The sequence below is a fragment of the Candidatus Izimaplasma bacterium HR1 genome (genome assembly GCA_000755705.1).
In the GTDB taxonomy this organism is placed as follows: Bacteria; Bacillota_I; Bacilli_A; order Izemoplasmatales; family Izemoplasmataceae; genus Xianfuyuplasma.
The window spans coordinates 409,207-423,926 of record CP009415.1; the positions used below are offsets into that span (position 1 = coordinate 409,207).

At 30.4% G+C, this 14,720-nt stretch carries 10 protein-coding genes; 9 read left to right on the plus strand and 1 reads right to left on the minus strand.

Annotated elements, in window-relative coordinates; genetic code table 11:
- Nucleotides 1–10 precede the first annotated feature (10 nt).
- From KQ51_RS02180 to KQ51_RS02190, 3 genes are all read left to right on the plus strand, one after another.
- The gene (locus KQ51_RS02180) at nucleotides 11–1,345 is read left to right on the plus strand and encodes a glucose-6-phosphate isomerase (protein ID WP_038468373.1); all 1,335 of its coding nucleotides are present in this window, start codon (nucleotides 11–13) and stop codon (nucleotides 1,343–1,345) included.
- Between the two features lie 40 nt (nucleotides 1,346–1,385).
- Nucleotides 1,386–2,273 carry a DMT family transporter gene (locus tag KQ51_RS02185; RefSeq protein WP_038468375.1) on the plus strand — a complete coding sequence of 296 codons (888 nt, stop codon included), beginning with the start codon at nucleotides 1,386–1,388 and terminating at the stop codon, nucleotides 2,271–2,273.
- Nucleotides 2,274–2,342: 69 nt separating this feature from the next.
- Nucleotides 2,343–3,005 (plus strand): hypothetical protein, encoded by a 663-nt coding sequence (locus KQ51_RS02190; protein ID WP_052609060.1) that lies wholly within the window; start codon nucleotides 2,343–2,345, stop codon nucleotides 3,003–3,005.
- Between the two features lie 24 nt (nucleotides 3,006–3,029).
- On the opposite strand, the gene KQ51_RS02195 is transcribed toward KQ51_RS02190, so the two are convergent.
- A complete protein-coding gene (locus KQ51_RS02195) occupies nucleotides 3,030–3,878 on the minus strand; it encodes a diacylglycerol/lipid kinase family protein (protein WP_038468377.1) in 849 nt (282 codons plus the stop codon).
- 102 nt (nucleotides 3,879–3,980) lie between these two features.
- Here KQ51_RS02195 and tsaE point away from each other — a divergent pair, with 102 nt between their 5' ends.
- The 6 genes from tsaE to KQ51_RS09315 all read left to right on the plus strand — a co-directional run bounded on the left by tsaE (nucleotide 3,981) and on the right by KQ51_RS09315 (nucleotide 14,720).
- Nucleotides 3,981–4,430 (plus strand): tRNA (adenosine(37)-N6)-threonylcarbamoyltransferase complex ATPase subunit type 1 TsaE, encoded by a 450-nt coding sequence (tsaE, locus tag KQ51_RS02200; protein WP_038468379.1) that lies wholly within the window; start codon nucleotides 3,981–3,983, stop codon nucleotides 4,428–4,430.
- Nucleotides 4,399–5,001, plus strand: coding sequence for a tRNA (adenosine(37)-N6)-threonylcarbamoyltransferase complex dimerization subunit type 1 TsaB (gene tsaB / locus KQ51_RS02205; protein ID WP_038468382.1), 603 nt, complete (start codon nucleotides 4,399–4,401; stop codon nucleotides 4,999–5,001). Before tsaE ends, tsaB begins: the two co-directional genes overlap by 32 nt.
- 65 nt (nucleotides 5,002–5,066) lie before the next feature.
- Nucleotides 5,067–6,527: an ABC transporter ATP-binding protein/permease gene (locus KQ51_RS09580; RefSeq protein ID WP_071162082.1), complete on the plus strand. Its 1,461-nt coding sequence runs from the start codon at nucleotides 5,067–5,069 to the stop codon at nucleotides 6,525–6,527.
- A complete protein-coding gene (locus KQ51_RS02215) occupies nucleotides 6,524–9,808 on the plus strand; it encodes an ABC transporter ATP-binding protein/permease (RefSeq protein ID WP_038468384.1) in 3,285 nt (1,094 codons plus the stop codon). Before KQ51_RS09580 ends, KQ51_RS02215 begins: the two co-directional genes overlap by 4 nt.
- Nucleotides 9,805–12,006, plus strand: a complete 2,202-nt coding sequence (locus KQ51_RS09310; RefSeq protein WP_052609062.1) for an ABC transporter ATP-binding protein/permease — start codon at nucleotides 9,805–9,807, stop codon at nucleotides 12,004–12,006. Before KQ51_RS02215 ends, KQ51_RS09310 begins: the two co-directional genes overlap by 4 nt.
- A 5-nt stretch (nucleotides 12,007–12,011) precedes the next feature.
- On the plus strand, nucleotides 12,012–14,720 hold the full coding sequence (locus KQ51_RS09315) for an ABC transporter ATP-binding protein/permease (RefSeq protein ID WP_052609064.1): 2,709 nt from the start codon (nucleotides 12,012–12,014) through the stop codon (nucleotides 14,718–14,720).

Consider the following 14,720-nt stretch of genomic DNA (forward strand, 5'->3'; position numbering starts at 1 on the left):
GAGGTATAAAATGAGTAAATATATCAAGGTTGATTATAGTAATGCATTACCTTTTGTTAAAAATGGGGAAATGGCTTTATTAGAACAAGAAATTAAAAAGGCACACAATGATATTCACAATAAAACAGGGCTTGGAAATGACTTTTTGGGATGGGTTACTTTACCTGAAAATTATGATAAAGATGAGTTTGGTAGAATCAAAAAATCAGCAGCTAAAATTAGAAGAGATTCTGAGGTATTACTTGTTATTGGTATTGGGGGATCATATCTAGGAGCAAAGGCTGCTATTGATATGTTAAATAAGCATTTTGATAAAAATAGAAAAGTTGAAGTTATTTTTGTTGGACATCACATTTCAAGTACATACATGATGGATTTATTAGATTACATTGATGGAAAAGACTTTAGTATCAATGTTATTAGTAAGTCAGGAACTACAACTGAACCTGCAATTGCTTTCCGTACTTTTAAGAAAGTTTTAATTGATAAATATGGAAAAGTAGGGGCAAATAAAAGGATTTACGCAACTACTGATAAAGCTAAAGGAGCTTTAAGAACTTTAGCAGACAAAGAGGGTTATGAGACTTATGTTGTACCAGATAATGTTGGAGGAAGATATAGTGTTTTAACACCGGTCGGATTATTAGCTATAGCCGCTACAGGGGTTGACATAGATGCAATTATGAAAGGGGCACTAGACGCAAAAAATGAATATAGTGAACCTTCTTTAGATAATGAAGCTTATAAGTATGTAGCAATTAGAAATCTACTTTATAGAAATGGTAAGAAGATTGAGATGTTAGTAAACTATGAACCATCATTATTCTTCGTAGGGGAATGGTGGAAGCAATTATTTGGTGAAAGTGAAGGGAAAGATCACTTAGGAATTTTCCCAGCAAGCGCATCATTTAGTACTGATCTACACAGTTTAGGACAATACATCCAAGATGGTGAAAGACATTTGTTTGAAACAGTAATAAATGTAGAAAAGCCAAGAAGAGAAATGGCTGTATTAGAAGATGAACGAGATCTTGATGGTTTAAATTACTTAGCTGGAAAATCCGTTGATTATGTCAATAAAAAAGCATTTTTAGGGACATTGTTAGCTCATACTGATGGTGGTGTTCCAAACATTATAATTAATGTTCCAGAATTAACTCCTTATACTTTTGGATACATGGTTTATTTCTTTGAAATAGCATGTGGAGTTAGTGGTTATGTATTAGGTGTTAATCCTTTTAATCAACCAGGTGTTGAAGACTATAAAAGAAATATGTTTGGTTTATTAGAAAAACCAGGATATGAAGAAATTACTAAAGAACTAAAAGCAAGATTAAAAAAATAAGCAATTCTTCGTGAATTGCTTTTTCTTGATAGGAGAAATTATGAGTAAAAAGAGAACATATTCAGAAATAGCACTGATATTTACAACTGTAATATGGGGATTAGGATTTCCTATTACTAAATTAGCTATTAATAGTGGATTTGGTCCAAACACAATAATGGTTGGACGCTTTTTTACTGCATCAATTCTTCTAGGGTTAGTATATTTTAAGAGACTTAAAAAGATAAATAAAATATACTTAGTAACTGGAACAATAACTGGACTATTCCTATTCTTTGGATTCTACTTCCAAACATTGGGAAACGTCTATACAACGGCATCTAAAAATGGATTTATTACACAGTTAAATATTGTTTTTGTACCTTATTTGTACTTTTTATTCTTCAAGAAAAAGGTTGATTTTTACAACATAATTGCTGTGGTAGTAGCTGTTATTGGAATGTTCTTAATGTTCTATAGTAAGAACGAATTTAACTCATTTAACATTGGTGATTTCTATACAATCATATGTGCTATTCTGGTGGCTTTTAATATTATAACTGGTTCTTTCTATCAAAAGAAATATGATTTAGATCCAGCAGTATTCATTTTTGTTAATATTATTGTATCTTGTGTTTTATCATTATTATTTATGGCAGTTTCTGAAACATTACCTAATGTAGAAATATTAGATTACTGGCCATTGTTGTTCTTAGGTGTTTTAAATACGGGTCTTGGATTCTTGGTTCAAGGATACGCTCTTAAGTACAGCTTGCCAACTAGAGTTAGCTTAATTGTGACATTAGAAAGTGTTGTAGCTGCAATAGGAGCAGTACTTATTATAAATGAAGTATTGTCACTTAATATTGTTATTGGAGGGTTCATGATTGTTAGTGCAGTAATTGTCTCGGAAATAAAGCCTTTTAATAAACTAAAGCAGAAAACATAATATATTACTTGCATTAAGAAGAAATTAATTATAAAATTTATATACTTTATTTAGGAGGTATTAATTAATATGTTAGATTGGATTAGAAACACGTTATTTCTAGAGATTTCAGTTGCAGATTGGATTGGTTATGTTGCATCACTTATCGTCTTAGTTTCGCTGTTAATGAGTTCTTTAAAAAAACTTAGATGGATTAACTTGATAGGTGCAGTATTATTTGGTTTATATGCATTCTTTATTATAGAAAGTTTACCAACAGGAGTTATGAATTTGGGAATAGTAATTATTGATGCTTACTACTTAGTCAAAATGTACACTTCTAAAGACTACTTCAAATTACAACCAATAACAAAAGACAGTGAATTATTAAGTTCGTTTTTAGATTTTTACCAAGATGATATAAACAAGTTTATTGAATTAGATAAAATCTACATTTCTGGTTCAGATGTGAAGTTATATGTCTTAAGAAATATGACATTAGCTGGATTGTTCTCAGGAAACAAGCTAGATAGTAAGACGCTTAATATTGAGCTTGATTACGCTGTTCCCCAGTATAGAGATTTTAAAATGGGTTCGTTTGTTTTTGATGAGAACAAAGAATATTTTAAAGAGTTAGGGTTTAAGAAATTTGTAACATTTACTGATGAGTTAATGCACATAAATTATCTTAAGAAAATGGGATTTGTGGAGACAACGATCGATTCGAAAACAGCATATATGAAAGAAATATAAAAGGAGCAAAATTTGCTCCTTTTTTTAATATGCTCTTAAATGAATATTCTTTTCTGAACTTTTAACTTCCATACTTGTAACATCTTCATGTTTTTCACCATCTGATTGGCAAATCTGAGGTGTTGTGAATGTTGCTTTAATGGATTTGCATTTTTTATAGAAGACCCATTTAGTAAATTTGGTGTGGATTCCTAAATATATTGTTGAAAATAGGATTAATAGCATAAACTTAGATAAACCATGAACAATGATAACATCTAAGTCCTCATCATCGATGTTTGCGTTAGGAGTAATCTGCATTCCCCCACCAACGAATCTACCATTATTTATTACTACCATATATGCTTTTTCAAAGTTATATTTCTGTCCATCAATTACTACTTCTAAAGGTTCAGGTACATAACTCATCATTCCTTTTATAGAACAGATAAAGTAACTCAATTTCCCTTTGTTTTTTGCTTTATCCACATAATCAATTATTAGCCCATCTAAGCCAAATCCCGTTCCATTAATAAAGTGATGTGTCTCTTCTTGATCTAATGTGTTTTCCATAATATATTGGGGGTTCTTATCTTTGTTTTTTAGCGATCGTAAGAAGTCGTTTCCTGAACCATTTTTCTTAATATGAAACGATTGCTTTATGTCATAATCAAATACATTATTTACTAGAGTGTTTATAGTACCGTCACCACCTAATAAGATGATGTTCTCAAAGCGCTTATTATCTTCTAAATATTTCTTCATATCATGAATTTTCAGAATATTTTTTAATCTAAAGGGTTTTTTCTCGATTTTGTATTTTCTAACTAGTTTGTGTGTTTGGATGTTTGCTTTACTGTTTTTTGATTTCGGATTATATAATATTAGGTCCATAAAATCACTCCTTATTGTGATTATATCATAACAAAAACATATAACATAAATAATTATTATGTTATAATCTTCTTATAGAAAATTAGTATAAGTGGTGAGAATATGTATAAAGAAATGATAATTGAGAACATTGAAGAAATGAAGAACTTTGCTACATTAGTGAGCAAGGAAGTTTTTCCAGGCTTTATTTTATGTCTTGAAGGTGATTTAGGGGCCGGAAAGACTACGTTTACTAAGTATATGGGTAAAGGAATGGGTTTTACTGATAACATTAATTCACCGACTTTTACGATTATGAAAATTTATGAGGGTGATTTAGATTTAAATCATATGGATGTCTACCGATTAAATGGTATTGGTTCTGATTATGATTTGGAGGAATACATATACGGTGAAGGTGTTTGTGTTATTGAATGGTATAAAAACATCATCAATAGCTTACCTGAGGAGAAAATGGTTATTGAAATAGAGATAATCGGTGAAACTAGACGTTTATTAAAAATAGAAGGGACTGGAAAATATGAAGAAATCGTTAAAAAGATTAGTAATTGATTCAGCAACAAAATATCTTTATGTTGGTCTTTTTGATAATGAGAATAATATCGGAAAATTCTATGAAGCGGGGCATAATGATCATTCTGTTAAATTAATGACTGAAATTGAAGTGCTTTTTAAAGCCAACAATCTTAAAGTTAGTGATTTAGATGAGATCATAGTTGGTATTGGTCCTGGTAGTTATACTGGTCTTAGAATAGGGGTCGTTGTAGCTAAGATGTTTGGTTGGAACAACAATATTCCTGTTAAAACTATCAGTAGTTTGGCTTTGATTGCTAGCTCATATAATGGTGATAAATTAATACTACCTGAGATTGATGCAAGAAGAGGAAACTCTTTCTTAGGATTGTATAAGAATACTGATAAAGGGCTAGAATTAGTTAGTAAAGAAGAATTAACTAATCTAGAGGATTATAAGAGTTCTCTGACTAAAGAGTATGAAATCGTAAGTATTGGAGAACCCAATATACCTAAAGTACTATGCAGTAAACTTCTAGAGTTAGTTGAAGATATTCATGGACTAAATCCTAACTACTTACGACTAACTGAAGCCGAGAGAAATCTGTAGTAATTCATATTATATACACATAATTTTAGTATTATATATATAGTTGGAAAAAAGGTGGTGATTACATGAGCATGCTTCAAATCAAGAATCTACATAAGAGCTATACCCATGGTAGCAACACCACACATGTCCTAAAAGGGATTAATTTGAATATAGAAGAAGGTAGTTTTGTATCGATCCTCGGTAGAAGTGGATCGGGAAAAACTACACTTTTAAACGTAATAAGCACATTATTGGAGTATGATAAAGGTAAAATCATCATAGATGGCCAAGATATTTCTAAAGCAAATAAGAAGAAAATTAATGTAATCAGAAATAACTATATTGGATTTGTATTTCAAGAATTCAATTTAGTTAAAGATATGACAGTTCTAGATAATGTAGCTACACCATTAATTCTTAATGGTGTTAGTTTTAAAGACGCTAGGGAAAAGGCTAAAGAAGCTTTGGAACAAGTCGGATTGGAACAATACATAAAAGTAAGACCGCCTGAACTAAGTGGTGGGCAACAACAACGTGTAGCAATTGCAAGAGCTATTGTTAATGATCAAAAAATTATTCTTTGTGATGAGCCAACTGGAGCTCTTGATGATTATACTGCTGTTGAGATATTGAATTTATTAAAAGAATTATCTGAAACAAAAACTGTCATAATGGTTACTCATGATGAGGAATTTGCCAAGAAATATAGTAACCGTATCATTATGTTAGTTGATGGAACAGTAGTAAAGGACGAAATCTTAAGCGATTTCGTATTTACTGGTAGTAATGACAAAAAAATTAAGAAGTTAAAGGAAAGCAAAGCTGGTTTCTTTAATCTTTTGAAGTACTCCTTTGTGAGTATGGATATTGATAAGAAGAAATTCGGTAATACGTTTAGGACGTTTAGCATTTCTTTAACTCTTTTTATTGTGATAAGTGTTATTAATCAAAATTTAGATGTATTTACTAATAAATACCTAAACTTTTTTGTTCAAAGTGAAGTGGCAGATAGGAATATTATTCTAGACTTCATCTATCAATTCTTAGAACAAAACATAACTATCTTAATTCAATTTATTTTGTATATTCTAATTGGCTTCTGTATTGTCAGTTACCTATTTGTTTTTACAATAAACATTATTAATAAGAAAAGGGAAATTGCTGTATTAAAGGCTTTTGGAGCTTCTCAAGAATCTATAGGAATCTTGTTTATGCTTCGTCCAATTAAGTTTACATTAGCAATTTTTAAAGATACACTTATTTATACTTCGGTATTAATGTTGCTCTTAAACGGAGTACTTGATTTTAGAAGTATTCTATATGCTGATTACTATCAATTTTTCGTAAACTTTGTGCAAATAGTTTACGGTTCATTTATATCACTGCTCATAAACACGGAGAGTATTTTAGTGGACTTCCACTTACATTATCTCCATATCTTACCAATATTTGGTATAGTACTCGTTTTATTCATGATAGGTAGTTTGATTCCAGCCTATAGAATATCACGTAGTAATACGATTAGGATGCTAGCCAGCGAATGATTGAACTTAAGAATTTAACTAAAGTATATGAGACAGTGAACTATAACGTAATTGCACTTAGTGATATCAATTATCAACTTGACAAAGGTGAAGTTGTTGTTTTACTTGGGAAAAGTGGTAGTGGAAAAAGTACGCTACTAAACATCCTGGGCGGATTTGATCGTGAGTATGCTGGACACTATGTTCTTGATGGTGAAGGCATGCGAGAAAAATCAGAAAGAGAAATAGATACAATAAGAAAACGACGTATTGGGTTTGTTTTCCAACATTATGTACTACTAAATAACTTATCAGTTCTTGAGAATGTTGAACTTGCTTTAAGAGTAATTGGTGTTACTAATCAAGGAAGTAGAAAAAGAGCTGCATTGCACGCTTTAAAACTTGTAGGTTTAAGAGATCACGCCGATAAATTCCCATATGAATTAAGTGGAGGGCAAAAGCAAAGAGTAGCTATTGCTAGAGCATTTGTTAAGAATCCTGATATCATAATTGCTGATGAACCAACTGCAGCATTAGATTCACGTACTTCTAATGAAATATTAGAATTATTAAGAGACTTATGTCGTACAAAATTATTACTTATCGCAACGCATAATAAAGCGATTGTGCGTGACTTCGGGTCACGTGTAATTGAATTAAAAAGTGGTTATACTATTAAAAATGAATTGATAACTGATCCTAGTAAAATACATGTTGATGAATTAGATTTAATTATTGACAAAGAAATTCATAAAGATGATGAAAGAATTCAAAAAATCATTGATATTGAAGAGAAGATGACTGAAGAAAATAAAGTCACAGTCTTAAAAGATTTAGGTGTTGATTTAGAAGACTTTAGATTAAATAATCAAGAGAAATTCGATATTGATGAAGAATTGAAACGTCGCTTAATTAAGCAAAGAATGCGTAATTCTAAGCTAAATACAAGAATATATAGATTCTTACAAACAAGTGATGATTTTCATGGTAAAAAAGCTTATGCAAGTAAGTCTTTTTATAGAAACATAGGGTTACATTTATTTAGTGCTCTTATTTTTACCGTGTTCTTGCTAACTATTGTATTTGGATTGAACTTTGTAACCGAGACATTTGGTGGATTTAACGAAAAAGCTATGTATACAAGAACAATGAATAATGATAATGTCCTTTATTTCACGGAAAATATCTATGAAATGGATGAGGAAGAAAGTGTTCTTTATTATGATGTTGATAGTATGTTTATTAACGATTTCTCACAAACTGAAATTGAAAGAAATCGCTTCTTTAACAAGTTGTTCGTTGATCCGTATTACCAATATCAATATGAGCAAGAGAAGATAAAATTTATTCAAAATGCACTTATAGAAGACGGTAATGGAGATGTATTCAGTGTTTATTACAATAATGCTTCGATAATTTTAAAACAGCAAAATGAAGATGTTATATTTGAGGATTTATCATATACCTATCAAAATATTGTAACATTCCCTGAACCATACGTTTCGGTGACGAAATTTATGGATTCTGATTTAAATCACGACTCAATTTATCAATTTAATCATGTTTATGCTGAAAGTAACGAAGAAATCCTTAATGAACACATGTTAGAAGGCAGTAGATTGCCTTCAGATACATTTGAAGTAGTTATTCCTGTTGCTTACCTGTTTGAATATGAAATCCTTAATCCTTCTAATTTTAAAGATGAACATGGGAATATTATGGAAGTTATTCCTAGTGATATGATTAGTGACGAGTTTTTTAAATTATCTGAAGAAGATAGGAAAATAGAAATCACTAAAAATATAATAACTATTGATGATGAAGGTAATTCTTATACTATAAGCTTTGAGACTGAGGAAAATGAATTTACTATTGTTGGACTAATAAACTTTGATGGGGACATAAATCCATACTTAGAAATGAGAGAAGATATCTTCATTGCAGATGATTCAGGAGAGAACTTTAGCTTTATTTTTAGCCAGAAAGCGGATGAACACATTAACTTTGAAGTCATTGATAATTCAACTGTTGGTGATTTTGGAAGAAGTATTCAATATGCTGAGATATCTCAAGAAAACTATGAACTATACGATATTGCCTCAATTGAAGCTGAGTTTGAAGAAGAGTATGTTGGTGGTATTGAAGAAGATATCCACAATCAATTTGAAACATGGATTACGACACTAAATACAGCAAGTGCAATAGTTGCTGATTATGTTGAAGCCGATTTAAATGGAGAGAGTCCAAGTGGTTTATTCTTGGATAACTTAGTTAACAATGAAATGTTTGAAGGTCTTACTTACGGTGATTTACTACGATATTACATAGCGCAACATATGCACGTAATTAACGATCGAGATGAATTTAATTACCTTTGTTCAACATGTAACATTAATAATAGAGAAACAGAAGACTTATTAGATTATGCAGATTCAGCATATGAAAGATTGAAACAAAGTTCAGAATATGTCGATATGCTCGAGAATTACGGAGATTTCTCTAGATTAACTTATCAAGAAAGTACAAATCTAATAATATATAACGAATATGGACATTTACTTAATAATCAATTTTATCAAACTTATCATGAAGAAAGCTATTCATTGCAACTAGTTAGTAGTTTTGAAAGAGAATCAGGGAGCATACTATCACTTGTATATGTTGTAGTACCGCGATTCTTTATTGAAAATCTTCCTTTCTTAGACAAAATTGTAGTTATGATTCAAAACTTAGAAGAAAACCAAACGTTTAATAACTTTATGCAAAATACTAATCTCGACTTGTTAATAAGTAGTATTAGTACTAATGCTGTTAGAAGTATTGTTATGGTTGTTTTATATATAGTAATATATTTGGTTTTATTAATCTCAATAACTTTCCTAAGTATTGTACTGATAAACCTTTACGGAAACATCTATGAAACTGCAACTAGGAGAAGGATCAAAGAACTAGCAAGTTTACGTGTTCTAGGTACATCATATGATGATATACACAGTATGGTAAAACTGGAAAATCGCCGTGTTGCTTTATTTAGTTATGGAAGTTTTATCTTAGTACTATTTGTATTAAGTAAATTACAGTTTTTCACTAATGCGCCAATTCATCATTTCTATATGCCATTATTAGGCTTATTCTTTGACTTCAATTTATACGATGTATTCATAATGAATACTTTAGTTATAGTATTTGTTTCAATTATCTTCTATGTGTTTATCTACAAATTTATCATCAAACGTGTTTCAAATAAGAAAATTGCTAACATTGACACTATTCAAGCGATTAGGGATGGTGATAACTTATGATTGAAGTACGCGAACTAGAAAAGATATATCCAACTAAAGAAAGAGATTTCATCGCATTAAAAGATGTTAATCTTAGGTTTGAACCAGGTGAGTTTATCGCTATTTTAGGTGAAAGTGGTAGCGGTAAAACTACATTCTTAAATATGATCAGTGGGGTAGATAGTAAAACTAGAGGTAAAATCTTGTTTAATGAACTAGATGTAGACAAATTTAACGACTCAAAATGGCGTGAAATTAGGAATACGGAAATAGGATTCATCTTCCAAAGATTCAATTTAATAGATCATTTAACTGTTATGGAAAATGTAGTATTACCTTTAATTCTTACAGGTAGTGATAATAATATTGCGCGAGACATCGCAAGAAGATTACTAAAAGAAGTGGATCTTGAAGGTATTGAAGATAAGTTAGCTAGTGAACTTAGTGGTGGGCAAAGACAGCGTGTGGCTATAGCCCGAACAATCATTATTAACCCAACTATTATTCTAGCTGATGAGCCAACAGGAGCTCTTGATAGTACAACCGCTAAAGAAATATTAGAACTATTACAAAAGTTCTCTGCAGGTAGAATCATAATTATGGTTACCCATGATGAAGATTTAGCTTATAAGAATGCTACTAGAGTAGTTAGGCTTCATGACGGGGAAGTTATTAGTGATGAAGTAGTAAAAGAAAGAAACAGCGTGACAAGAGATACAACTAATAAGGTTTTATCTTATGAAACAAAGGTAACAAGAAGACTTAAAAAGCGTTTATTAAAACAATTCCCAGAACTTGAAGGGGATTTAGAAGTAGGAAAAACACATTTTGTTCCTCTTCATAGAAAATATGTACCAAATAATCCTGTTTTTACAAGAAAGATAGCTCGAGAGAACTATAAACAGAAGAAAAAAATAAATAGAAGGATTTTATGGAGTTTTGTAATAAGTATTAGTATGTTGTTAGTAGTAAATATTGTAATGAAGAACATAACAACCTATAATTTCAATCTATTTAATATAAACAATAATTATGAACAGTATATTATAAGTGATATTGAAAGTGCTGATAGTGATGGAGTTATCACTAATTTAGAACTAGAAAGCAATGTTAATGAAGCAACTGATTACTATGAGCACTTTGTTTCTGAATTGTATTTAGTAGATTCACTAGCAAGTACTTATTTGCCTATTCAATCTGGTGAACCAACTTATAACCAAGGAGTTTATAGCCCTAAAATGGTTTCTTTACCAAAAAGTAGAAGTAATTTCTATTTAGATAATCAACTAATTGCTGGAGAATATCCAGTTGCAGATAATGAAATAATTGTTTCAAGTGAGTTTCTGTTAGTAAGGTTCTATAAGTATAGTTTGGAAGATATCAATAATCTTGATACAGAAAAACCAGTTAATTCATTATATGATTTTGTTGGTAGATCACTTTATGTTTGCGGTGAAACGATTATTGATCAAAGTATAAGTATTTCAGTAATTGAAAGCAATTGCTATCAATTTGTTATTAGTGGCGTTCTTAATAGTTACTATAAAGGAATTAATTACTCAGGTCATATTTTCACTCCTAACGCAGGATTTAAAGGCTATTTAGATGATTTAAGAGATAATAAAGGTTTTACTAGAGTTGATGAGTATTATGATCACAGCATCGGATTTTACCTAAACAATATTGATGAAGGTATTAATATTAATGATTTAGGAGATGAATTGGGTTATGTGATTACTAATGATCAATTACGGGAATATCAAGAAACTAAATCATTAGAAGATATGCTTTATTATATGTATTTAGCAATATTCTTTAGTTTAATAATTATATCAGGAACGATTGATGTAAACATTGTTGCTTCTTCTGTTTCTTCAAGAATTAAAGAAATTGGAATATATTCATGTATCGGCGTTAGTAAGAAAAGTATTAGAAATATGTTTGTATTTGAAACAGTTGAAACCGCAATTAGGATTTTATTGATTAATTCAGTTATTTATGCTGGGATAGCCTTTGGGTTCAAATGGTTATACAAATGGATAGTAGTTGATTTAACGGTATTTAACGGGCTCTTCGGAGTTAATGAAATGTTCAGTTATGAACTTTCATTTAGTATATATGTAATTTTAGGAGCAGTAGGATTCTTATTTGTGAGTGTTCTAGTTCCATCATTTAGAGCTGCAAATATGAGGGCAATAGATGCATTAAGAAGTGGGTGAGATAGATGAGCCGCGGAGACATAATTTTACGTCTAGTAGATGTTGAAAGAACTTACGAAACAAAAGAAGGACGAAAAATTGTAGCACTTAATAAAGTGACTACGTCTTTTAAACGTGGCGAATTTGTAGCAGTTGTTGGAAAAAGTGGTAGTGGTAAATCTACATTAATTAATATATTAGGTGGTCTTGATACGCCTAATTCAGGGGATTATTTCCTAGAAGGAAATAACATCGTGAATATTAATGAAGGACATTGGGATGCTATTCGTAATGAAAAAATCGGATTTATTTTCCAGGAATACCACCTAATAGAATATTTAAGTGTATATAAGAATGTTGAAATTGCCTTGAAATATCAACATTCATCAAATAGAAAAACAAAAGATGCAAAAATTAAGCAAATTCTTACTGATGTGGGAATCATTGATCATATACATAAACTACCAGGGCAGTTATCAGGAGGGCAAAGACAACGTGTAGCTATTGCTAGAGCACTTGTTAAAGATCCTGCAATTATCTTAGCTGATGAACCTACTGGAGCTTTAGATCATAAAACAAGTGAGAATGTAATTGAATTAATTAAAGGTTTAAGTAAAGAAAGATTAGTAATTGTAGTTACTCATGATAGAGGAATTGCTAATGAACATGCAACAAGAATTATTGAATTATCAGAAGGTGAGTTTGTTAATGACTTAATCAAAGAAGATATTGAACAAACTTATCAGAACGTATATCGCAAGATAAAGCCAACAAACTTAAGTTTAGGTGATAAATTAGAATTAACTTTTAATAAGATAAAATCACAGTTATTAAGAACATTCTTTACAGCTTTATCACTTGCTCTTGCTTTTAGTTTTACAATTCTTTTTAGTGGAATAGAACGAGGAGTTAGTGATAGTTATGATGCATATTTTGAAGCTTTAAATAAAGCTAATAGCTATGCTTTTAGCTTGGTCCCTATCGAAGATGCCATAACTGTTGGCGATTATGAAAAGGCTGTATCCGATTTACAAGGTGAGTTTAATGCTATATACGATGATGTTGATAGTGAGATAGTGACTGGATATACTCCAGATGTAGCGATATCAGAAGCATCTGGTGGAGCAGAAAGAACTTATAATGAGCCTTTATATCCCGATATGTTGTCTCAGTATAAAGTAAGATTATTCGATCAATCACATATAGAAACTTATAGTTATAATGATTTGTTTATTGGTGAAAGCCTTTATCCACAACATTTTGATGAATTAATGGTAACTACTAAATTTTATCAAGAGTATTTTATGTTAGGTGATGACATTGGAAATCTAACAGAATTTGTGAATGAAACTATCTTAATTCCTGAATATACATTCAGTATGGAAGAAGGTATCTTTGGTGTTGAAGACTATTTAAATAACTTAGTGGAGCTAGAAGATGGTAGTATTGTAGAAAGTAATCCACTTTTAGTTGGAGGGCAACTTGAAGTCAGATACCTTGATTTATATGTACCAATGTATTGTTATAACTATGATGAATTAAATGAGTATTATCAACGTGAGTGTAACAGTACAATTAGAGATGAGCAGTTTAATAGATATTTTGAATCAGTTGAAGAGTTTATTGCATACCTTGATGATTTCAAAGTGCAAGTTGATGAAATTGATGAAGACTATTTTGACATATTATTAAGAAGTAGTGCAATTTATTACGTAGTTGATGAAAAAGATGCATACTTAGATCCTACAGATGACCGCTATATTGAGCGGGTTTATCGTGCTCTATATAATGAAGCAATCCTAGGTACAAGTGAAACAGAATTTAGAGATGCAATCTTTAAAAGCCAAGCTACATTTAAGGAAATGGTAATAACTGGAATCATTGAAAATGATAATGAAGCCATAATATATATGGATTATAAAACATATAACAATTTATTTATTGAAGGTTATCAAATCGTTAATTTAGATGGATATTTTAGTATTAATTTAGAAGGTGGAATCAATAATAATTACGAACCAATTGATATAGCATTAGATAATTTTGCTTTACCATTAATTGAATTTGAAACAAGTAATGGTTACGCAGATGACTTTAGAATTATAAGAAAAGAAAGTAAGAATCCTGCAGAGGGTGAAATTTGTGCAATATATTCAATTGACAATGTCTTACTAGATAGTGCTGAGTTTGAAAATGTACTAATCGCTGGAGACGTCTTCTATATTGCCGATTACTCTGGTTGTAAAGTCAATAGTGATAGCTATCATTACTTGAATTCTATTAGTATTCTTTTTGGAGTATTCTTTAATGTACTGATGTTTATTAGTATTATCTTCTTTAATATATTGTTGCAAGTAATTTTAAGCGAACGAATCGGTGAAATTGGTATTTACCGTAGTGTTGGTTCTACTAGTAAAGATATTAAAGTATTGTTCTTTATTGAGATTATATTCGAAGTAGTATTGGCAGCAATAATGAGTATTGGTATCATTTATTATGCTAATAATGTTATTAATGATGTATTTATAACTGTTATAAACCAAGGTAGCGGAGTTATAACCTTTGCTGGAATGAAATTAAGTATTGGTAATGATGGAACTATTACTAATATTAGCTTCTTCAACCTTGCATTCTATATTGTTATAGTATTTGTTTTACTAGGTATTTTAAGTAATAGAAATGTTAGCAAACTAGCAAATACAAAACCAATCGATATTTTAAGAGAGGTGGACTAA

What these genes read in the sequence shown, in the direction of transcription:
- KQ51_RS02180 (WP_038468373.1), top strand. Translation starts at nt 11, where the DNA reads ATGAGTAAATATATCAAGGTTGATTATAGTAATGCATTACCTTTTGTT.
- KQ51_RS02215 (WP_038468384.1), top strand. Translation starts at nt 6,524, where the DNA reads ATGATTGAACTTAAGAATTTAACTAAAGTATATGAGACAGTGAACTAT.
- tsaE (WP_038468379.1), top strand. Translation starts at nt 3,981, where the DNA reads ATGTATAAAGAAATGATAATTGAGAACATTGAAGAAATGAAGAACTTT.
- KQ51_RS09315 (WP_052609064.1), top strand. Translation starts at nt 12,012, where the DNA reads ATGAGCCGCGGAGACATAATTTTACGTCTAGTAGATGTTGAAAGAACT.
- KQ51_RS02185 (WP_038468375.1), top strand. Translation starts at nt 1,386, where the DNA reads ATGAGTAAAAAGAGAACATATTCAGAAATAGCACTGATATTTACAACT.
- KQ51_RS02195 (WP_038468377.1), bottom strand. Translation starts at nt 3,878, where the DNA reads ATGGACCTAATATTATATAATCCGAAATCAAAAAACAGTAAAGCAAAC.
- KQ51_RS02190 (WP_052609060.1), top strand. Translation starts at nt 2,343, where the DNA reads ATGTTAGATTGGATTAGAAACACGTTATTTCTAGAGATTTCAGTTGCA.
- KQ51_RS09310 (WP_052609062.1), top strand. Translation starts at nt 9,805, where the DNA reads ATGATTGAAGTACGCGAACTAGAAAAGATATATCCAACTAAAGAAAGA.
- tsaB (WP_038468382.1), top strand. Translation starts at nt 4,399, where the DNA reads ATGAAGAAATCGTTAAAAAGATTAGTAATTGATTCAGCAACAAAATAT.
- KQ51_RS09580 (WP_071162082.1), top strand. Translation starts at nt 5,067, where the DNA reads ATGAGCATGCTTCAAATCAAGAATCTACATAAGAGCTATACCCATGGT.